The organism is Catenuloplanes indicus, from assembly GCF_030813715.1.
GTDB classification, from domain to species: Bacteria; Actinomycetota; Actinomycetes; order Mycobacteriales; family Micromonosporaceae; genus Catenuloplanes; species Catenuloplanes indicus.
In genome coordinates, this window is sequence record NZ_JAUSUZ010000001.1 from 810,319 (window position 1) to 831,764 (window position 21,446).

Sequence of the window (21,446 nt, forward strand, 5' to 3'; positions counted from 1 at the left end):
CATGCCGGAGTATCTCGGGAAGTACCGCGGCACGGTCGCGGAGAACGCCGACCCGATGCGGATCGGACGGATCCGGGTGCGTGTGCCCGACGTGCTCGGTGACACGCCGTCGACCTGGGCGATGCCCTGCCTGCCGCTGGCCGGGCCGCAGATGGGCCAGTACGTGGTGCCACCGGTCGGCGCCGGCGTCTGGGTCGAGTTCGAGCAGGGCGACGTGAGCTTCCCGATCTGGGTCGGCTGCTGGTACGGGTCCGCGGCCGAGGTCCCGCAGGCCGCGATCACCGGCCCGGCCGAGCGGCCCAACATCGTGGTGCAGACCGGCGCCGGTCATCGGGTCGTCCTGTCCGACCTGCCCGGCGGCTCCGGCATCAGTCTCCGGGCCGCATCCGGCGCGGAGATCGTCATCGACGACAACGGCATCACGCTCGACAACGGCCGCGGCGCCCGGATCACGCTGACCGGCTCCACGGTGGACATCAACGACGGCGCACTGGCGATCACATAGACGGGGGAACACATGTCACGCAACCTCCAGCACGTCAACGAGACGATGACCTGCCCGCACGGCGGCCGTGTCGCGGTCGCGCCGGGCCGCTCGCGAACAAGCGTCCAGGGCAGCCCGGCGGCCGCGCTCGCCGACCAGTGGACCGTCACCGGCTGCCCGTTCACCGCCGGGAACAAGCCGCAGCCGTGCGTGACCGTCACCTGGACCACCGCGTCCGAGCGGGTCCGCGCGCAGGGCTCGCCGGTGCTGCTGCAGGGCTCGACCGGCCTGTGCCAGAGCGCGGAACGGATCCCGGCCGGGCCGCCGCAGATCAGCGTGATCCAGCAGCGGGTGGTGGCGCGATGACCGAGATCGCGTTCCCGTTCCGGATCGACCGGCGCGGCCGGACCGCGGACGTCGGCTACGACGCGCACGTCCGCGACATGGTCGAGCAGCTGCTGTTCACCGGCCCGGGCGAGCGGGTGATGCTGCCCGAGTTCGGCTGCGGCCTGCTCGACCTGGTCTTCGCGCCGAACAGCCCGGAGCTCGCGGCCACGCTGCAACTGTCCGTGCAGGCGTCGCTGCAGCGCTGGCTCGGCGACGTGATCGAGGTCGAGACGCTCGACATCACCAGCGAGGAGAACGTGCTGCGCGTCCGGGTGTCCTACCTGGTGCTGCGGACCGGCGCGCGACGCACCGACGAGTTCGTGGAGGAGGGCCCGGCATGACCGATACCCGACGAAGTGCGGTCCGGGGGAGCCGGCTCAACGGCATCGACGGGGTCGAGGTCGGCGACGACCCGCGCGAGCTGACCGTCACGTTTCTCGGCAAGGCACCGCGACGGCTCGGCGCGGAGAACGTCCGGATCGACGGCGGGCGGCGGGTCACCGGCATCCGGGTGCTCGAGGTGGAGATCCGCCGCGAGGCGGACCCGGACCTCGACGATCACCTGTGGGTCCGCGTCGACCGGGCCGGAGACACGTCCACGTACACGCTGTCCATCGTGGAGGCGGGCGGCGCCGCGCGCGTGCCGTACCGGGATTTCGACCAGCGGTACACCAGCACGACGTTTCTCTTCTGCCCGCCGGACACGGATTGCCGGCCGTCGCCGCGACCGCCGGAGACGACGGAGGACCCACCGGTGATCGACTACACCACCCGCGACTACGCCTCGCTGCGCCGCCAGCTGCTGGACCGGATGACGCTGACCGTGCCGCAGTGGCGCGAGCGGCACGAGCCGGACCTCGGCGTCACGCTGGTCGAGCTGCTCGCCTACGCCGGTGACCGGATCGGCTACCACCAGGACGCGGTCGCGGCCGAGGCGTACCTGGACACCGCACGCCAGCGGACCTCGATCCGCCGGCACGTGCGCCTGATCGACTACCCGATGCACGACGGCTGCAACGCGCGCGCCTGGGTCAGCCTGGCGGTCGGCCGGCCGGTGCGCATCGACCCGGCCCGGCACCGGTTCGCCGCGGTGGACGTCAGCCGTGTGCCGGAGCCGGACCGCCCGGACGTGCCCCCGGTGCTCACCGACGCACAACTCGGCTCCCTGCCCGCGACCGCGACCGTCGAGGTCTTCGAGCCGATCACGGCCACCCCGGTCACGCTCCGGCCCGCGCACAACACCATCCGCTTCTGGACCTGGGGCGAGGAGTCGGCGTGCCTGCCCACCGGCACGACCTCCGCGACGCTGCGTGACGAATGGCAAGATCAAAATCATCGGCCGGGGTACGGCGAGAGCCGGCCCCGGCGTCGCAGACTCCGGCTGGTACCCGGTGATGTCCTGATCCTCGAGGAGCGGATCGGCCCGCGCTCCGGCGCACCCGCGGACGCCGATCCCCGGCACCGGCAGGCCGTCCGGCTCGTCACCGTCACCGAGGACCTCGACCGGCTCTACGACCAGCCGATCCTCGAGGTGACCTGGGCGCCGGAGGACGCGCTCACGTTCCCGGCGACGCTCGCCGGGCCCGGCGGCCCGCACTGCGAGCCGCTCTGCGACATCACCGTCGCCACCGCGAACGTCATCCTCGTCGACCACGGCCGCGACCTGGGTTTCTGCGGCGGCGAGCCGGAGGAGGTCACGGTGCCGCCGGGCCCGGTCACCCGGCCGGACTGCGGGCACGCGTCCTGCGGCTGCCCGGACCGGCCGGAGACCGGGCCGGCGGTCGCCGCGATCCACCGGCTGATGGACGCCACCGCCGCGGGTACGCCGCTCACGGCGGAGGACGTCGCGGAGCTGTCCACGCTGCTCGGCGAGGCCGCGGTGCTGGGGGTGGACGCGTCGCGGCCCGCGCCGGAGCAGGCCGCCGCGCTGGAGACGCTGCTCGCCCAGGCCACATATCCGGCGACGACCCGCCCGTTCCGGCCCCGGCTGCGCCGCTCGCCGGTGACGTTCCGGGCCGCGTACCCGGACACCGAGCTGGTCTCCGCCGCGCAGGCGCGGCTGCTGGCCACGATCCCGGCCCGGGTACGCGTCTGGCTGGAGTCGCTGTGGCGGCGCGTCGGCGAGAACGACCGGCTGCGGCCGCACGAGATCGAGGCGCTGGAACTGATCTTCGGTCCGGACGCGCTGGAGTCGTGCGGGCTGCGGCACCGTCCGGACCGCGCGCTGCGCTGGCTGCTGGCCCGCTTCGACCGGCTGCTGGCGGCGAAGCTCCGGCGGCTGGCCGTGCTGCAGGCGCGGGCGGACAACGGCGAGGCGCTGAGCGCGGACTACGCGTGGGAGATCGCCCAGAGCTGGGGCGCCGGCTACGCGGAGGGCCTCGACCCGGCCGACCCGCGGCTCGCCGGTCCGGCGCGCGGGGTGCTGGCCCAGGACCCGACGCGGGCGCTGCCGGCGCTCACGGTCGCGGCGCCCGGCGGGCAGGTGTGGACGCCGCGGCGCGACCTGCTGGCCGAGGGGCCGCGCGGGCTGGGCGTGGCCGGCGAGCAGCAGGACGACGGCACGCTGGTCCTGCGCTTCGGCGACGGCCGGCACGGTCTCCCGCCCGCGCCCGGCACGACGCTGTCGATCCGCTACCGGGCCGGCAGCGGCACGGCCGGCAACGTCGGCGCGGAGGCGATCTCCCATCTGATCGTCTGCGACGCCGATCCCGGCTCCTACCAGGAGTGTGTCGCACCTCCCCCGGCCACCTGCGCGCCGCCGCCCACCTGTCCGCCGCCACCGCCCTCCGGCTACCCGCCGCCGCCCGGCCCGGGCGGCTACCCGGACGGCCCCGGCGGCGGTCCGGGCGGACCCGGCCCCGGCGGCTATCCCGGCGGCCCCGGCCCCGGCGGTCATCCCGGCGGACCCGGTCAAGACCTCGGCGGCCATCCCGGCGGACCCGGTCAAGACCCGGGCGGTCATCCCGGCGGACCCGGTCAAGACCCCGGCGGCTATCCGGGCGTGCCGGGCCACGGCGGGCCCGGGTCCTACCCCGACGATTGCGGCTCCGGCGGCTACCGGGACGGCCCGCCCGGCGAGAACGACGACCGGGACCGCTATCGGGAGGACGACGACCGCTACGGCCGCGAACGCCACCCCGACCCCGAGCCCGGCCCCGCCGGTGCCGGCACCGTGAACCGCGTCCGGAATCCGCTGCCGGCCGCCGGGGGCACCGACCCGGAGCCGGTCGAGCAGGTGCGCCAGCTCGCCCCGCTGGCGCTGCGCCGGCGCCGGCTGCGTGCGATCACCGCGGACGACTACGCCGAACTGGCCGGCGACGTACCCGGCGTGCAGCGCGCCGCCGCGCAACTGCGCTGGACCGGCTCCGGCCGGCAGGTGCACGTCGCGGTCGACCCGCTCGGCACCGGCGTCGCTCCGCCCGCGCTGCTCGACGCGGTCCGCGCGCACCTGGAACGGTTCCGCCGGATCGGGCACGACCTCGCGGTCGGGCCGGCGTCGCGGGTCCCGGTCGAGGTGGCGCTGGCCGTCTGCGCCGCGCCCGGCCACCACGCCGAACAGGTCCGCGACGACGTCCGCCGCGCGGTCCGGGCGCTGTTCGCGCCGGACGCGGTCACGTTCGCCGAGCCGGTCCGGGCCAGCCGGATCGTGGCCGCCGCCGCGGCCGTCGAGGGCGTGGCCGGCGTCCACCTGACCCGGCTGCGCCGCCAGTTCCGTCCGGACACCGGCGAGCTGGCCGACGGCGTGCTGCGCGTCGGCCCGCTCGAGGTCGCCCAGCTCGACGACGACTCCGGCAACCCGGAGAACGGCCTGCTCACCGTCTCCATCGGCGGCATCCGATGAGCGCCGGCCAGCACTGCGCCAGCCGTGGATCCGCCGGCCGTCATGTCCCCGGAGGTGCACGATGACCTGCACGGCAGCCGGATGCGGATGCGGCGACGACCCGATCGCCACTCCGCTGCCGAGCGGCGGGCCACCCGGCCGGTCCACGATCGCCTACCGCACCGGCACGTACGCGGCGTTCCTCGCCACCATGCTGCGGCGGCTGTCCGGCCCGGCATACCCGGCGCTGCACGCGCTGACCGTGCGGGACACCGACGACCCGGCGATCGCGCTGCTCGACGCGGCCGCGGTGCTCGGCGACATCCTCACGTTCTACTCCGAGCGGATCGCGCACGAGGGCTACCTGCGCACCGCCACCGACCCGCGGTCGCTGCGGCTGCTCGGCCGGCTGGTCGGGCACCTGCCGCGGCCCGGCATCGCGGCCGGGACCGTGCTGGCCTACACCCTGGACCGGGACGCGCGCACGGACGCGGACTCCGCGGTCACCATCCCGGCCGGGGCGCGCGCGCAGAGCGTGCCGGAGCAGGGCGAGCAGCCGCAGCCGTTCGAGACCGCGGAGGATCTGCCGGCCCGCTGGTCGTTCAACGACCTGCGGGTGCTGCTCGTGGTCCGGGACGTGACGGTCGACCCGCGGGCCGACGTCACGATCGTCGGCCTGGAGCGGCCACCGGCGCCGGACCTGCGGGCCGAGCTGCGCGCGCTGATCGCCGAGGCGCGGGAGAACGACCGGATGTTCGCCCGGAGCAAGATCATCCGAGGGTACGTGACGGAGACGCTGCAACCCGCGGCGGACGGCGACGACCTGCATCTCGGCCTGAGCGCCGCGCTCGCGGCGCTGCCGCTCAGCGCGGCCCAGCCGTACCCGAACATCCACGGCTGGCTCACCGGCTGGCTCCGGCCCCGGCTGCACGAGCTGCGGCGGCGGGCCCGGCAGGCGCCGAACGCGACCACGCTGACCGAGGCGCTGCGGCTCGGCGAGGCCACGAACCCGGCCACCGACGGCCTCGGTGCGCTCCTGGCCGGACTACGGCGCTCCCCCGCCGTACCCCCGGCCGGGTCCTTTGCCCTTGATCGTGATCCGGCGGCACTGTTCGGGCCGGGGTCGGACCTGGGCGTGCAGCTGCTGGCCGCACTCGACCCGCGGCTCGCGGAGACGCTCTACCCGGCATGGCGGCGCATCGACCTGGCCGCGCCGCCCGCGCTGCACGGGATCCGGGTGATGCGCACGGTGGCGACGCCGTTCGGGGCGACCGCGCCGCTGCAACCGGAGTTCGGCGAGGACGGCCGGGTGGTGCGCTACGTGGACTGGCCGTTGCGCGGCAGCCAGACCGCCGGCGCGACCGTCACCTACCGCGGGGACGGCCGCCCGGAACGCGCGCTCCTGAGCTGGACCGAGTCGGACAGCACCGTGCCGGCCGAGGTCACGCTGCCGGAGAGCGGCCCGGTCAACCCGGTGCAGCTCGGTCCCGGCACGGTCACGATCGCGGTGCAGGCGCCGGACATCGAGGGTCCGCCGGCCGGCGTGACGTTCACGTTCGACGACGCGCTGCTCGGCCGCGAGGTGTTCGTCTCCCGGCCGATCGAGGGCGACGCGGTACAGGTCCGGATCGGCGGCGTCACGCACACGGTGGAGCCCGGCCGGACCGTCACCGCGGACGCGGGCGGGCTGCGCCTGGAGATCACCCGGACCGCGCAGACGGTCCGGTTCGCGCTCTCCGCCGCGCTCGCACTCGACTCCCGGAACGTGCTCGCGCTGGACGCGGTCCACGAGGGCATCGGCCCGGAGTCGTGGGTGGTCGTGCAGCGGCCCGGCCACGCACTGTCCATGGTGGTCACGCGTGTGATCTCGTCCCGCGTGGTGTCCCGCGCGGACTTCGGCATCACCGGCAAGGTCACCGAGCTGGTGCTGGCGGACGACTGGCTGGACGAGACGGACACCCAGCTCGCGCAGATCCGGGACACCACGGTCTACGCGCGCGGCGACGCGCTCACCCCGGCCACCGAACCGGTCACCGACGACGTCACCGGCCGGGAGATCGAGCTGGACCGGCTCTACGAAGGGCTGGCCCCGGGGCGGCGGCTGGTGGTCACCGGCGAGCGCACCGACCTGCCGGAGACGCCCGGCGTGCCCGGCACCGAGCTGTCGATGATCGCCGCGGTGCGCCAGCACGTCGACCCGGACCGGCCCGGCGAGACCGTGCACACGTTCCTGACGCTGGCCGCGCCGCTGTCCTACACCTACAAACGGGACACGGTACGGCTGCTGGCCAACGTGGTGCCGGCGTCGCACGGCGCGTCCCGCGACGAACCGATCGGCAGCGGCGACGCGAGTCTGGCCAACCAGTCCTTCCGGCTGTTCCAGGGCCCGCTGACCTGGCTGGCCTCGGACACGCCGCTCGGCGCGTCCAGCACGCTGGTGGTCCGGGTCGACGGCGTGCGCTGGCACGAGGTGGACAGCCTGGCCGGACGCGGCCCGGACGAGCGCGTCTACACCACGCGCACGGACGACGAGGACCGGACGATCGTCACGTTCGGCGACGGCGTGCACGGCGCCCGGCTGCCGACCGGATACCAGAACGTGCGCGCGGTGTACCGGGTCGGCATCGGCCGGGACGGCAACACCGGCTCCGGCCGGATCACGCAACTGCTCACCCGGCCGCTGTGGGTCTCCACGGTGACGAACCCGGTGCCGGCCACCGGCGGCGCCGATCCGGACGGTCCCGGCCAGGCGCGGCGCAACATTCCGCTGTCGGTGACCGCCCTGGACCGGCTGGTCTCGGTCGCGGACTACGAGGACTTCGCGCGCGCCCGGGCCGGTATCGGCCGGGCCGCGGCCCGCCGGATCCGCACCGGCTCCCGGGAGGTCGTGCACGTCACCGTGGCCGGCGTGGACGACGTGCCGGTCGGCGATCTGCGCCCGTTGCGCGTGTCGCTGGCCACCTATGGCGACCCGCAGCTGCCGGTCCGGGTCGACGCGCGGGAACCGGTGCTGCTGGTCATCGCCGCGCGCGTGCGGGTGCACCCGGATCACGCGTGGGAGGTGGTCGAACCGGCCGTGCGGGCCGCGCTGCTGGACCGGCTCGGCTTCGACCGGCGCGAGCTGGCCCAGCCGGCGTACCTGTCCGAGGTGATCGCGGCCGCGCAGTCGGTGCCCGGCGTGGACTGGGTGGACGTCGACCTGTTCGGCGGCGTGCCCGGCAGCCTGACCCCGTCCGACCTCGACGACCTGTTCACGCAGCTGGCCGGCGTGCGGACGGTGGTACCGGCCCGGCCGGCCCGCTTCGAGGAGACCCGGCACACGGCCGTGCGGGACGAGCCGCTGATCGCGGTCGCGGCGAGGTACGGCACGTCCGCGGACGAGCTGGAGCGGCTCAACCCCGGCCTGACCGGCTCGACCGTGGCCGCCGGGCAGACCGTCACGGTGTTCCGCGGCATCCGGCCGGCACAGCTGGTGCTGCTCTCCCCGCGCATCCCCGACACGCTCATCCTGAAGGAGGCCCGGTGACCGACCGGCTCTACGACCTGCTGCCGCAGGTCCACCGGCGCCGCGACGCGGAGGCGGGCGAACCGCTGCGCGCGCTGCTCGCGGTCGTCGCGGAACAGCTCGACCTGGCCGAGGCGGACCTGCGCCGGCTCTACGACAACTGGTTCATCGAGACGTGCGACGACTGGGCCGTACCGTACCTCGGTGACCTCGTCGGATATCGGTCCGCGGCCGGGCGCGCGTCCCGTCGGGACGTGGCCGACACGGTCGCGACCCGGCGCCGCAAGGGGACGCTGCCGCTGCTGGAGGAGATCGCGGCCGCGGTCGCGCACTGGCCGGCCCGCGCGGTCGAGCTGCGCCGGCTGATCGCCGGCACCGCGGCGCTGCGTGCCCCTACCGGCCGGTGGGCGGCGGCCACGGCGGACCTGCGCGACGGCGGCGCGCTCGACCTGCTCGGCGGCGCGTTCGACGGGCACACCCGGCTGGCCGGCGCGTCCGGGCTGTTCCGGCCGCCGTCCGTGGCGGTGTTCGTCTGGCGGCTACGGCCGTTCTCGATCACGCGCGCGCCCGCCTACTCGATCGACCGGGCCCGGAACCTGTACACGTTCTCCATTCTCGGCAACGATGTGCCGCTGGTGGCGAAGCCGATCCCGGAGCCGTCCGCCACGCACGTCGCGACCGCGGACAACGTGCCGGTGTTCATCCGCCGGCGCGCGCTGCAGGACCGGCTCGCCGACTTCTACGGCCCGGGCAAGAGCTTCGCGATCTGGCGCGACGGCGCGCCCGAGCCGATCCCGCCGGCCCAGGTGGTGGTCGCGGACCTGTCCGGCTGGGCCTACCGGGCCCGGCGCGGGCAGGTGGTGATCGACCCGGAACTCGGGCGGATCGCGTTCGGATCGCGGACCGCGCCGCGCGGCGGCGTGCACGTCACCTACCACCACGCCGGCGTCTCCGAGATCGGCGGCGGCGAGTATCCACGGGACCTGCCGGCCGGGCCGCGCGTCTACCGGGTCGGCACCGACTTCCAGCGGATCACGGACGCCTACCAGCGGTGGCGGGCGGACGGCGGGCCCGAGGGGATCATCGAGATCGCCGGCAGCGGCGCCTACCAGGAGCAGCTGGAGTTCACCGTCGGGCACGGCGACCACCTGCAGATCCGCGCGGCCGAGGGCTCCCGCCCGGTGCTGCGGCTGCTCGACTGGTACAGCAACCGGCCCGACTCGCTGCACATCCGCGGGCCGCTGCCGGAGGAGTGCGCGGACGACGGCCGGCCGCCCGGCCGGGTCACGCTGGACGGGCTGCTGATCACCGGCCGCGGCGTGAGCGTCACCGGCGTGCTCGGCGCGCTCACGATCCGGCACAGCACGCTGGTGCCCGGCTGGGCGATCGAGCCGCAGTGCCGGCCCGCGCATCCGGAGGAACCCAGCCTGGTGCTGGAGAACACGACCGCGTGCGTGCAGGCCACGCACAGCATCCTGGGCACGGTCCTGGTCATCGCGGACGAGGTGCGCACCGAACCGCTGGACATCTTCCTCACCGACAGCGTGCTGGACGCGACCGGCCGGGAACGGGAGGCGCTGTCCGCGCCGGAGTGCCGGCACGCACACGCGGTCCTGCACGCCCGGCGCAGCACCGTGATCGGGGAGATCCACACGCACGCCGTACGGCTGGGCGAGAATTCGGTCTTCGACGGGCGGATGAACGTGGCCCGGCGCGGCATCGGGTGCCTCCGGTTCAGCGCGGTGCCGGACGGTTCGCGGACGCCGCGGCGGTTCGAGTGCACCGGCGACCGGCCGCGCTTCACCTCCACCCGGTACGGCACCCCCGCCTACCTCCAACTCGCCCACGACTGCCCGCCGTCGATCGCGCGCGGCGCGGAGGACGGGTCCGAGACGGGCGTGCACCACGACCTGTACCAGCCACAGCGGGCGGACGCGCTGGCGGCGCGGCTGGCCGAGTTCTCACCGGCGGACACGGACGCCGGCATCGTCTACGTGACCTGAAGGGGACATCCGCATGAGGGGCGACTTCACCCGCGACACGTTCGACCCGGCCGACCACTACTCCGCCGTGCTGCTGCAGCAGGGGCGGGTGCTGCTGGACGCGGACTTCAACGAGCAGACCGCGATCGGGCTGCATCTGCTGCGCACGCTCGCGGCCGACCTGATCGGGCCGCACGGCGGGCCCGGGTTCGCGATCGGCGCGGCCGCCACCGGCGACGACGAGCCGCCGGACCTGACGATCGGCGGTGGGCGGTACTACGTGGACGGTGTCGCGGCGGACGCCACCCGGCCGGTTCCGCTCGCCGCCGTCGGGGACTCCGGCGCGGTGCCGGAGCCCGGTCCGTGGACGTACTGGTCACAACCGTGGGCCTACCTGGATCCGGACAACGACGACGACGCGCTGCCGGAGGCCGTTCCGTACCTGGTCTATCTGACCGTGTGGGACGAGCTGGTCACGGCCGCGCAGGACCCGCGGCTGCGGGAGACCGCGCTCGGCGCGACCATGCCGGACACGGCCGCGCGCAGCCGGGTCGTCTGGCAGGTCCGGGCCGCGACCGGCATCAACCTGGACGGTACGGCCGAGGAGCTGACCGGCCGGTTCGACGAGTGGGTACGCGGGCGCCGCTCGACCGGCCGGCTCGCCGCGCGGGTGGACAGGCCGGCCGGCAGCGACGAGGACCCGTGCGTGATCTCCCCCGAATCGCGCTACCGGGGGCAGGAGAACCAGCTGTACCGGGTCGAGGTGGTCGCGGCGGACGCGTTCGTCTGGTCCCGGGACAACGGGTCGGTCGTGTTCGAGGTCGACGCGATCGACGGACGGTGGGTCACGCTGGCCGCGCTCGGCCGCGACGACAAACTCGATCTGCACGTCGGGGACGCGGTCACGCTCACCGACGACGCGTCCGGGTTCCGCGGCGTGGCCTCGGCCGTGCTGCGCGTCGAGGACGTGGACGTACCGGACCGGCGGGTGCTGCTCTCCGCGGACGTCGCGTTCCGGCCCGACGCGTCCCGGCATCCGGTGCTTCGCCGGTGGGACCATCCGGCGAGCGACGACGCCACGGACGGGGGTGCGGTGCCGCTGGCGACCGGGCGGTGGCTGGGGCTGGAGGACGGGGTACAGGTGTGGTTCGCGCCGGACGGCCGCTATCAGGCCGGCGATCACTGGCTGATCCCGGCGCGGACACTCACCGGGGCGGTCGAGTGGCCGGCCGACGACGCGGGGCGGCCGCTGCTGCGGCCGCCACACGGGGTGCACCGGCACTACGCGCCGCTGGCGGTGGTGCGGGGGGCCGGGGAGTTCCAGGATCTGCGCCGAGGGCTGGGCGCCTGACCCGCAGGGCTTGCGGCGCCCGTTCCGGCTGCCGCAAGCCCACACGGCCGAGTACGTCCCTGGTCACCGGGGCCGCCACGTTCCCGCACGGTCGTGAAGGTCACCGCGGACCGCGACCGCTGCATCGGCACCGGCATGTGCGCGCTCACCGCCCCGGCGATCTTCGATCAGGACCAGGACGAGGCCCTGGTGATCGTGATAGACGAGACACCGCCGGAGGACGCCCGGCGCGTGGTCGAGGCAGCGGCCGGCCGCTGCCCTTCGGGCGCGATTCAACTGCGATGAATTCATCTTCCCGCTCCCGGCGGCTCGATTCCCCAGTGCTCCCGCGGGCACCGGTCGTCGCCGGCGCTCCTCCCTGCCGGTTCCGCGTCGCACGAGCAGGGGGCGGTCCGGTTCCGCGTCACACAATCTTGACGGCGTGGTCAAGTTGGGTGCACGCTTCTTGACCATGCAGTCAAGTACAGAGACGGACGTTCTCGACGACGTCACGGAGGACGCGGAGACCGTCGCGCCCCCGACCCTGATCATGCTGGAGACCGCGGACGACGCCGCGGTCTGCGACGTGGACGGAGTGTGCGCCTGATGAGCGCGAGCGTGTTCGGCGCGGCCGCGGAGCCGATCGTCATCGACGTCTGGAGCGACGTCGTCTGCCCGTTCTGCTACCTCGGCCACGGCATCCTGGAGCAGGCGGTCGAGCAGTTCCCGCACGGCTCGTCCGTGCGGATCCGGTACCGCAGCTTCCAGCTGCACCCGGGCATCACCCGGCCGGTCCCCGCGGACGACTACGTAGTGGCCAAGCTCGGCATGCCGAAGGCGCAGCTGGACGCGTCGCACGCGCAGATCGCCTCGCGCGGCGCACAGGTCGGTCTGGACTACCGGTTCGACAAGGCGCTGATGGCCGACACCATGGACGCGCACCGGATCATCCACCTGGCCGGCGCGCACGGCCGGCAGATCGACGCCGTCAAGCGGATGTTCAAGGCCGAGTTCACCGACGGCCTCGACGTCTCCGACCACACCGTGCTGGCCGGCCTCGCGGTCGAGCTGGGCCTGGACCGGGACGAGGCGATCAGAACCCTGGAGACCAAGGGGTACGAGAAGGAGATCCAGGCGGACCTGTTGCAGGCCCGGCAGTACGGGATCACCGGCGTGCCGTTCTTCGTCTTCGACAGCAAGCGCGCGGTCTCCGGCGCCCAGCCACTGGAGACGTTCCGGCACGCGCTGGACGTGAGCTGGCAGGACCGCGCCGCCACCCCGGCATGACATCGCTCCGCGCCGACGCCCGGCGGAACATCGAAGGCATCCGCCGGGCCGCGATCGACGCGTTCCGCGCCGGCGGGCTCACCGTGCCGCTGGACGACGTGGCGCGGGCCGCCGGGGTCAGCAAGGGAACGATCTACCACCGCTTCGGCAGCCGCCGCGGCCTGATCGACGCGGTGGTCGACGAGCTGGTCGCCACGCGGATCGGCGAGATCATCGACGCGGTCGAGGCGCTCGACGGCCCGCTGGAACGGTTCGAGGCGTACCTGCTGCGCACCTGGCTGCTGCAGTTCGACGAACCGGCCGCGAACGACGTGCTGATGCGCGTGCTGCCCGACTCCGCGCCGCTGACCACGCTGTTCGACCGGTCCTGCGCGTTCGGCCGGCGGCTGCTGGCCGACGCGCAGGCGGCCGGTGTGGTGCGCGCGGACATCACGCCGGAGGACCTGGTGCAGCTGATCCTGGAGCGCGGCGCGATCATCCGGGCCTGCGACCGCCAGACTCGCGACGACTACCGCCGCCGCCTCGACTTCACCCTGCGCGGCCTGCGCTCCAGCCGCTGAGGTGCCGGTGCGCCACACCGGCGCTCCGGCGTGCTGATCGCGCCGAGCCGCTGGTGGCCGGCGCCCCGGTCAGAAGCTCGCCGGTGAGCGGGTCCGCGCGCCCGGATCACTCCCGCCGCATCCGGGCGAAGACCTCGCGTGCGTCCATGCAGACCCCCGTAAGGTGAGTGACGACTCACCCAAAATAGTGAGTCGCCACTCATCTTGTCCACGGTCACGCCGCGGCGAGCGTGTCCCGCAGCGCGTAGTAGGCGGGCTTGCGCCGGAAGTCGTCCCACATCACGGTCGCGGCGCCCTCGGCCGGGAAGAAGTGCGGGACCCACGAGTACTTGTCCGTGAAGCCCCAGATGGTGAACGAGTTGCAGCCGTCGACCGCGAGGCACGCGTCCAGCGCGGTCGTGTAGTACGTCGCCTGCGTGGCCAGTTGCTCCGGGGTCGGCACCCCGCCCTCGGGCAGGTCCATCCGCACGTCCAGCTCGGTGATCGCGGTGTGCAGACCCAGATCGTCGAAACGCTGGAGCACGGTCCGGAGCTGATCCGGCGCCGGGTACCTCATGCTGAGATGCGCCTGAGAGGCAAAACCGTGCAGCGGTACGCCGTCCGCGAGCAACTGCCGGGCCAGCGCCTCGTACGCGTCCACCTTCGCACCCGGCCAGTCCACGCCGTAGTCGTTCAGGAACAGCTGCGCGTGCGGGTCGGCGCGGTGCGCCCAGCGGAACGCGTCCGCGACGATGCCCGGCCCGAGTTCCCGGATGAAGATGTTCTCCTGCCGGTACGCGCCGGTGTCATCGAAGATCTCGTTGGCCACGTCCCACTGGTGGATCTTCCCGCGGTAGCGTCCGGCCACGGTCATGATGTGGTCCTTCAGGATCGCCCGCAGCTCCGCCTTGCTGAACGTACCCTCGGTCAGCCACGCCGGGTTCTGGCTGTGCCAGAGCAGTGTGTGCCCACGCACCGCCTGCCCGTTCTCCCGCGCGAACCGCACGATCGCGTCCGCCGGCCCGAACCGGTACTCGTACCGTCCGGGGTGGATGAACTCCCACTTCATCTGGTTCTCCGGGCTGGCCGAGCTGAACTCCCGGGCCAGCACCCGCCGGTACGGCCGGTCGGCCGTGAACGGGTCCGGGTACTCCTGCTCCAGATGGTGCCCGCCGCCGGCCACCGCGGTGCCGATCCGCAGCCCGTGCGGTGCCGCCTTGCGCAGCGTGCCGTCCCGGCCACCACCCGCCTGCGCCGGTACCGCCCCGCCCCCGACAAGCACCACGACCGCCAGCACGGCCACGGCGACACGGTTACCTTTCATCGAGACTCCTCCCTACCGAAGTTCCGGAACTCTCTGGCGAACGCGACCGCCTCGCACGCTAGGCAACGCAGCGAACAACGTCAATGCGAGCTGCCTGCGATATGTGGAATCTGCCGAAAAGAGACCGAAACTTTCGGTACGGGATGACTATCCGTCGCGACGGATCCTGGCCAGCCAGTCGGCGACGAGGGACGCGCACAGGTCCCGCTTCTCGAACATCAGGTTGTGCCCGGCCGCGTCCAGCGCGACGAACGACGCGCGCGGGTAGTGCTCGACCCGGTTCCAGGCGTCGGCGTACCCCACGACGTGGTCCCGCCGCGCAGCTCGTGCGCGACGTGCCGGGCGATCATCCCACCGAACGAGCACCCTGCGACCTTACGGGACCGGCCACTGTCCCCGCTTCGACGGCGGTGCTGCGCTCATGACGACCGCGGCGGCGTCCGCGTGTTGCCGGGCGTCGATACCGTGAGGGTATGGTCGTTCCCGAGGCGGTGGCGCGGGCGGCGGACACCGGCGGCTTCGGTGCGGTGCGCGAGGTGCACGCGCCGGACGGGCCGGTGGCCGGGATCGGCGCGACGGTCGCCGGCCTGCTGTTCTGCGGGCTGTTCCTCGCGCTGTTCGCGCTGCTGACCGACGAGCCGGCCGCGTGGTACTGGTTCGGCCTGCTCGCGATCGCGCTGCTGGCCCGGGCCGTGGCGCGGGAGGTGCCGGCCGGCCGGCGGCGGGACCGTCCGCACTTCTACGTGTTCGCCGGTGGCCTGGTGCGCGACCACCGCGGCGAGACCACCGCCTGGGCGTGGAACGACGTCGAGTACGTGGAGCGCCCGTCCTACCAGGCCGGCGCGCAGGGCAGCGGCGGCTGGTCGTACACGTATCTGCTGCGCTCGTACCACGGGCTGGTGGAGATTCCACTGCCCCGGCACTTCGAGGGGGTCGCAACCGGGATCGCCGCAGCCGCGCTGGATCGCGCGCGGGCCGCGCTGAACCGCGGGGAGACGGTACGGTTCGGCCCGATCGAGGCCGGCCCGGACGGGCTGACCGTCAGCGGCGAGACGCTGCGCTGGCGGGAGATCGACAGCGTCGGTCACGGTCGCGAGTACGCCGGGATCTACCGGCGGACGCCACGCCGGATCTGGAAGCGGCTGCCGGTGGCCACGATCCCGGACGTGCGCGCACTGGCCTCGCTGGCCGGAGAGCGGGCACGCGCCAGCACCTGAGGCGCCTTCCCGTGTTCCCGGGATCGACCGCAGCCGGGGGACGGTGCCCGCGGGTTCTCGGTGACCAGCGGCGGGACCGGTGCCCGCGGGAGCACTCGGGACGCGACCACGCCGGAAGTGGGAAGATCAGATTTTGATCTCTGAAGGCGGGGGCGCCGGTGGAGCTGACCGCGTTCGAGTGGGTGCTGCTCGCGGGGGCGGCGTGCCTGATCGGGTTCGCGAAGACGGGGGTCGGTGGGGTCGCCGGTGTGGCGGTGGCCGCGTTCGCGACGGTGCTGCCGGCCAAGGAGTCGACGGCCGCGATCCTGGTGCTGCTGATCGTGGGTGACGTGCTGGCGGTGGCGCTGTACCGCAAGCACGCGGACTGGCGCCTACTGGCCCGGCTGCTGCCCGCGGTGGTGCCCGGGCTGGTGCTCGGCGCGTGGTTCGTGCACGTCGTCGACGAGACCGTGATGCGGCGGTCGATCGCGGTGATCCTGCTGGTGATGGTGGCGCTGCAGCTGTGGTCGTCCCGGCGGCGGCGCGAGGCGGCCACAGCCGCGGAGCGCGCACCGGAGAACAGGCCGGCGTGGCGGCGGCGGCTGGAGGCGGCCGGGATCGGGACGGTGGCGGGGTTCGCGACGATGACGGCGAACGCGGCCGGGCCGGTGATGACGCTGTACCTGCTGCTGTCCGGGCGGACCGTGATGCAGCTGCTCGGCACCGGCGCCTGGTACTTCCTGCTGGTCAACGTGGCGAAGGTGCCGTTCAGCGCGGGCCTGCGGCTGTTCAGCACGGACGCGCTGCTGATGGATCTGCTGCTGGTACCGGCGCTGCTGGCGGGTGCGGCCGCCGGTTCGCTGGTCGCGCGCCGGATCTCGCTGCGGCTCTTCGGCGACGTGACGCTCGTGCTGACCTCCGTCGCCGCGATCCTGCTGCTGGTGTGAACCCCACGGCCGGTCAGCTCACCACCCGCAGCACCGCGTCCGCCACCGTGCGCCGCACCTCCGCCGCCGGTGGCCGGTCCGGCACACGTCCCGGCGCATCCCGATCACGGACTCCACAGCCCGGAAACCGCAGCCAAAAACACAATTCATAGCATCGCAGGAATCGATCCTCGCGAAGCCGGACAGCTCGGCCACGCAAGCGGGCTCGGGTAAGAGACGAGGGGCGCCGGAGCCGCGGTTCGCGTCCGAGAACCGATTCAGTACGCGGTGAGCGCGAGCAGCAGGGAGGTGAGCGCGACCATGAGCAGGGAGATGCCGGAGGCGGTGCCGATCAGGGCGCTCGGGGTCAGCGAGCGGGCCCGTGCGATCGGCACGCCGGCCAGCGAGACCAGTGTGACCAGGGCCGCCGCCACGTGGATCAGCGGGTGGTCGAGGATCGCGGCAACCGGGAAGAGGTGGGCGCCGACCACGAAAGCGATCCAGGCCGAGATCCAGTCGGTCCGTTTCAGCGCGGCCAGCAGGCCACCGCCGAGACCCATCGCCGCGCATTCGATGCCGACCACGATCCCGAACGTCCGGCTGGTGTCCGCGTCGAACGCGGTCCCGCCGGACCAGTTCAGCAGCGCGACCGCGAGCCCGGCCGCGAGCGTGAGCGTGCCGAGCGCGGCGCCGCCGATCAGCGGCCGGCGCCAGGTGAGCGGCGGCTTCTCCTGCGCCCACCCGAACCACATGGTGCTGAAGAACCCGAAGATGACAGCGGTCATCGCCGCGTCGCGGACGTGTTCCGTGAGCATGCACCAAGCCCCCCGTCGGCCGTGCGCCGCACGGTAGCAACCACGGGCCGCTCGCCGGGAAGCGGCAGCTCGTCGTCGTCCAGCAGGTACCGGTACGGGCAGAGGTCCGGGCCCGGCGCGCTGCATGCGCCGCACGGCCGCCCGGGGTCGACCACGCACCGTTCGTCCACGTTCATCACTGTCATGATCGGCCTCCCGGTGCCCCGCCTCCCAGACTGGCCGGGACGGGACCGGCCGGACAGGGGCGGAAGTCCCGGATGGCGGCCGGCGACGCTTGTTTCGTAACCGGCGCAACAGGTTGCTTCTTGGACGATCACAGCGGCCGGCAGCTACATCGTCGTGCTCAAGGACGGCAGCACCGCGACGCCGGCCGGGATCGCCGGCAAGTTCGGCGGTGAGGTCGACCGGGTCTACGACCGGGCGCTGCGCGGGCTGACCGGCCGGTTCAGCGCGGCCGAGGCACGCCGGCTCGCGGCCGACCCGGCCGTCGCCTACGTCGAGCAGAACCAGCGGGTGCGGCTGGCCGCGACCCAGGCGAACCCGCCGAGCTGGGGCCTGGACCGCATCGACCAGCGAAACCTGCCGCTGGACCGGTCGTACACGTACCCGGCCAGTGGCGGGGTGCGGATCTACGTGGTGGACACCGGCGTGCGGATCGCGCACCAGGACTTCGGCGGCCGGGCCAGCAACGGCTACGACGCGGTCGACGGGGACGGCGTGGCGCAGGACGGCAACGGGCACGGCACGTTCGTGGCCGCGGTCGCGGCGGGCACCTCGTACGGCGTGGCGAAGAACGCGTCGATCGTCGGTGTCCGGGTGCTGGACGACAACGGCTCGGGCACCACGGCCGGTGTGATCGCGGGCGTGAACTGGGTGACGAACAACGCGGTCAAGCCGGCCGTGGCGAACCTCAGCCTCGGCGGCGGCGCGAGCACCTCGCTGGACACGGCGGTGCGCAACTCGATCGCGTCCGGGGTCACGTACACGATCGCGGCCGGCAACAGCGGCGTGAACGCGGGCAGCACCTCACCGGCCCGGGTCACGCAGGCGCTCACGGTCGGCGCCACGTCCAGCACGGACGCGCGCGCGTCCTGGTCGAACTACGGCAGCGTGCTGGACCTGTTCGCGCCCGGCGTGTCGATCACGTCGGCGTGGACGGCGAGCAACACGGCCACGTACACCGGGTCGGGCACGTCGTTCTCGGCGCCGCACGTGGCCGGCACGGCCGCGCAGTACCTGTCCGCGAACCCGTCGGCGAGCCCGGCGACCGTCCACTCGGCGGTCGTGAACAACGCGACGCCGAACGTGGTGTCGAACCCGGGCAGCGGCTCGCCGAACCGCCTGCTCTTCGTGGGCTGATGTCCTGAAATGCCCGGCCCTGCCAGGGGCCGGGCATTTTGTTGATCGACCTACATTCACCTATCGGACGCCTGGGTCACCTACAGTCCACAGTCGATCACCCATCGACTGGAGGCCTTACGTGCACCATCGACCACCCCGATTCATCGCCGGCCTGAGCGTCGCCGCGTCCGCCGCGGCGATCCTGGTCGCGGTCGCGCCGCCCGCGCCCGCGGCCGCCGCGCCGTCCAACGACCCGACCTGCAACTCGATCGTGAACGGTACCCCCGCCGGCGCGGCCGGTCAGCCGGCCACCGGCTACGTGCTGAACGTGGGCGGCGCGAGCGAGCAGGCGTTCATCCACACGCCGGCCGGCCAGACCCAGGCCGCGTTTCCGTACATCATCGGCGCGGACACGGTGGCCGCGGACGGCACGCCGGTCCGCCGCCAGACCGCGAACTTCAGCCTCACCCCGGACGACGCCAACGCCACGCCGCGCGCGGGCCAGGTCACGTCCGTCGACGGCGGGCAGACGTTCCCGGCGAGCACGTACACGGAGGACGTGCTCGCCACGCCCGCGCTCGGCGGCGTCGTGCGGCTGCGCAGCGGCGTGCTGCTCGGCTACAGCTTCAAGGCGCAGGCCGGCAAGCACAGCGGCCTGCAGGTCACCTACACCGCGTTCCGGTCCACCGACGACGGTGCCACCTGGGCCGGCGAGGACGCGGTCTTCAACATGGTCTCCAACTCGCTCGGCACCCGGATCGCCGGGCAGCCGCTGGAGCTGACCGACGGCACGATCCTGGTCACCGTCTACGGCACGTTCAGCGACGGCGTCAGCGACCGGGTGCAGCTGATGGCGAGCACGGACGGCGGGCGCACGTTCACCCGGCGGTCGATCGTCGCGAACGGCAACGCCAGCAACGGTTACAACGAGACCGGCATCGCGCAGTTGCCGAACGGCAAGCTGATCGCGGTCATGCGCCACCACGTGCCGCAGTCCGACGGCCAGGTCCGCGGTCTCGGCACGCCGGTCTACACCACGTCCACCGACAACGGTACGACCTGGGCGGCGCTGGCGAACCTGAGCGTGTCGTTCCCGTACGGCTACGACCCGATCAACGATACGACCGGCGCGTTCACGGCCGTACAGCCGGATCTGAAGCTCATGCCGAACGGTGTGCTGGTGCTGCGCGGCGGCCGCCCGGACAACTGGGTGGCGATCTCCACGAACGGCGAGGGCACCGGCTGGGTCGGCCAGCTGACCTATCGTAACTGCCCGAGCGACGGCAACCGGGTGCACGGCTCGACCGGCTACGGCGGCATCGACTACGTCTCCGCGAACCGGGCCGTGGTGATCGGCGACAACTGCGAGCTCACGTGGGCGTGCGTGACCGCGGCGGAGACCGACTTCACGGTGGACAAGCGCACCAAGGTGTGGCGCCGCTGGTTCGACGTGCTCACCCCGGACGTCGGCCGGATCGACCTGGCCACGAAGTACCGGCAGGGGCACATCTCGGTCAGCACCGATCTGTCCGACAGCGTGACCGGGCACCCGCGGGCACGCGTCGACGGCGCGTTCGACGGCAGCACGGAGCACTGGTCGAGCGCGGTCAAGGCGAACGGCGGCGGTTCGTTCACGATCAACCTGGACCGGCAGTACCCGCTGACCAAGGTGGGCCTGGCGCTGCGCAACGGCCGTCCGGCATCCGGCCGGGTGTTCGTCTCGTCCGACCTGACGAACTGGACCCAGGTGGCGAACGCCGCGAACCGCACGCACCTGGCGATGGAGTACTTCACGGTACCGGCCGGGACCAACGCCCGGTTCGTCCGGATCGACCTGGACGAGACCACCGGCTGCGACGACGTCCTCGGCGACACCTGCGCGTTCCTGAACGAGGTCGAGCTCTACTCGGCGATCAACTCGTTCGAGAACGACCCGGTGAACAACCGGCCGCGCGGCTTCACCGGCATCGTGCAGAGCTGGCAGACGCAGCGCGCGCCGGAGCTGGCCGACAACAGCAGTGCGTCCGCGCTGCGGATCATCGACACGAACCCGGAGGCGCACTCCCAGGTCAACTTCGACGGCCCGGCGAGCACGACCAAGCGCCTGGAGTTCCGGATCAAGCCGATCGAGCTGCACGGCCACCTGTTCGACGTGGTCGGCCGCAACTCCGCCGGTACGTCCGTCGCCGCGCACCACTTCGCGGTGCAGGCGAACGGCTCGCTGGCCCGCTACAACGGCACCGCCTGGGTGACGCTCACGCCGGCCGGCACGATCCCGGTGAACGCGTGGTCCACGATCGTCGTCACGGCCACCGTGAACACCGCGTCGATCGAGGTCAACGGCGAGGTGGTGGCGTCCGGCCTGCCGAGGTGGAACACCGCGACCACGCTGTACGGATACAAGTTCGCCAGCTCCGGCACCGCGCCGGTCGGCGACAACTTCCTGATCGACGACGTGCTGTTCACGTCCTGATCCACACCGGGCCCGGCACCGCGTGGTGCCGGGCCCG

Annotated in this window: 18 protein-coding genes; 15 read left to right on the forward strand and 3 right to left on the reverse strand. The window is 73.3% G+C overall.

From position 1 onward, the window contains the following. Position 1: 1 nt before the first annotated feature. The 11 genes from J2S42_RS03845 (at position 2) to J2S42_RS03895 (ending at position 13,355) form a co-directional block, all read left to right on the forward strand. On the forward strand, positions 2–505 hold the full coding sequence (locus tag J2S42_RS03845) for a phage baseplate assembly protein V (protein WP_307235251.1): 504 nt from the start codon (positions 2–4) through the stop codon (positions 503–505). A 12-nt stretch (positions 506–517) separates the two neighbouring features. Beyond that, complete coding sequence (locus J2S42_RS03850) at positions 518–850, forward strand: hypothetical protein (RefSeq protein WP_307235253.1); 333 nt, start codon at positions 518–520, stop codon at positions 848–850. Further along, entirely contained in the window at positions 847–1,212 is a 366-nt protein-coding gene (locus tag J2S42_RS03855) for a GPW/gp25 family protein (protein WP_307235255.1), read from the forward strand. Before J2S42_RS03850 ends, J2S42_RS03855 begins: the two co-directional genes overlap by 4 nt. Then, positions 1,209–4,712 (forward strand): baseplate J/gp47 family protein, encoded by a 3,504-nt coding sequence (locus J2S42_RS03860; protein WP_307235257.1) that lies wholly within the window; start codon positions 1,209–1,211, stop codon positions 4,710–4,712. The genes J2S42_RS03855 and J2S42_RS03860 overlap by 4 nt, the downstream gene beginning before the upstream one ends. A gap of 61 nt (positions 4,713–4,773) precedes the next feature. Then, a complete protein-coding gene (locus J2S42_RS03865; RefSeq protein WP_307235259.1) occupies positions 4,774–8,217 on the forward strand; it encodes a putative baseplate assembly protein in 3,444 nt (1,147 codons plus the stop codon). Next, positions 8,214–10,199 (forward strand): hypothetical protein, encoded by a 1,986-nt coding sequence (locus J2S42_RS03870; protein ID WP_307235261.1) that lies wholly within the window; start codon positions 8,214–8,216, stop codon positions 10,197–10,199. The genes J2S42_RS03865 and J2S42_RS03870 overlap by 4 nt, the downstream gene beginning before the upstream one ends. A gap of 13 nt (positions 10,200–10,212) precedes the next feature. Continuing rightward, positions 10,213–11,529, forward strand: coding sequence for a DUF6519 domain-containing protein (locus tag J2S42_RS03875; RefSeq protein ID WP_307235263.1), 1,317 nt, complete (start codon positions 10,213–10,215; stop codon positions 11,527–11,529). Between the two features lie 93 nt (positions 11,530–11,622). Continuing rightward, positions 11,623–11,814 carry a ferredoxin gene (locus J2S42_RS03880; RefSeq protein WP_307235265.1) on the forward strand — a complete coding sequence of 64 codons (192 nt, stop codon included), beginning with the start codon at positions 11,623–11,625 and terminating at the stop codon, positions 11,812–11,814. 166 nt (positions 11,815–11,980) lie between these two features. After that, positions 11,981–12,115, forward strand: coding sequence for a hypothetical protein (locus tag J2S42_RS03885; protein ID WP_307235267.1), 135 nt, complete (start codon positions 11,981–11,983; stop codon positions 12,113–12,115). Beyond that, positions 12,115–12,795, forward strand: coding sequence for a DsbA family oxidoreductase (locus J2S42_RS03890; RefSeq protein WP_307235269.1), 681 nt, complete (start codon positions 12,115–12,117; stop codon positions 12,793–12,795). The genes J2S42_RS03885 and J2S42_RS03890 overlap by 1 nt, the downstream gene beginning before the upstream one ends. Next, on the forward strand, positions 12,792–13,355 hold the full coding sequence (locus J2S42_RS03895; protein ID WP_307235271.1) for a TetR/AcrR family transcriptional regulator: 564 nt from the start codon (positions 12,792–12,794) through the stop codon (positions 13,353–13,355). The genes J2S42_RS03890 and J2S42_RS03895 overlap by 4 nt, the downstream gene beginning before the upstream one ends. 214 nt (positions 13,356–13,569) lie before the next feature. Here J2S42_RS03895 and J2S42_RS03900 read toward each other — a convergent pair whose 3' ends face one another. Beyond that, positions 13,570–14,658 carry an endo-1,4-beta-xylanase gene (locus J2S42_RS03900; protein WP_307235272.1) on the reverse strand — a complete coding sequence of 363 codons (1,089 nt, stop codon included), beginning with the start codon at positions 14,656–14,658 and terminating at the stop codon, positions 13,570–13,572. Positions 14,659–14,805: 147 nt separating this feature from the next. Beyond that, a complete protein-coding gene (locus J2S42_RS03905) occupies positions 14,806–14,961 on the reverse strand; it encodes an alpha/beta fold hydrolase (protein ID WP_307235274.1) in 156 nt (51 codons plus the stop codon). 170 nt (positions 14,962–15,131) lie between these two features. Between J2S42_RS03905 and J2S42_RS03910 the strand changes: the two genes are divergently transcribed. Further along, on the forward strand, positions 15,132–15,875 hold the full coding sequence (locus tag J2S42_RS03910) for a DUF6585 family protein (RefSeq protein WP_307235276.1): 744 nt from the start codon (positions 15,132–15,134) through the stop codon (positions 15,873–15,875). 158 nt (positions 15,876–16,033) lie between these two features. Beyond that, entirely contained in the window at positions 16,034–16,801 is a 768-nt protein-coding gene (locus tag J2S42_RS03915) for a sulfite exporter TauE/SafE family protein (RefSeq protein ID WP_307235278.1), read from the forward strand. Positions 16,802–17,058: 257 nt separating this feature from the next. Here J2S42_RS03915 and J2S42_RS03920 read toward each other — a convergent pair whose 3' ends face one another. Continuing rightward, positions 17,059–17,595: a hypothetical protein gene (locus tag J2S42_RS03920; protein ID WP_307235280.1), complete on the reverse strand. Its 537-nt coding sequence runs from the start codon at positions 17,593–17,595 to the stop codon at positions 17,059–17,061. Between the two features lie 339 nt (positions 17,596–17,934). Here J2S42_RS03920 and J2S42_RS03925 point away from each other — a divergent pair, with 339 nt between their 5' ends. Together J2S42_RS03925 and J2S42_RS03930 are read left to right on the forward strand one after the other, a co-directional pair. Next, positions 17,935–18,954: a S8 family peptidase gene (locus J2S42_RS03925; RefSeq protein WP_307235281.1), complete on the forward strand. Its 1,020-nt coding sequence runs from the start codon at positions 17,935–17,937 to the stop codon at positions 18,952–18,954. A 121-nt stretch (positions 18,955–19,075) separates the two neighbouring features. Next, positions 19,076–21,409 carry a discoidin domain-containing protein gene (locus tag J2S42_RS03930; RefSeq protein WP_307235283.1) on the forward strand — a complete coding sequence of 778 codons (2,334 nt, stop codon included), beginning with the start codon at positions 19,076–19,078 and terminating at the stop codon, positions 21,407–21,409. The last annotated feature ends 37 nt before the right edge of the window (positions 21,410–21,446 follow it).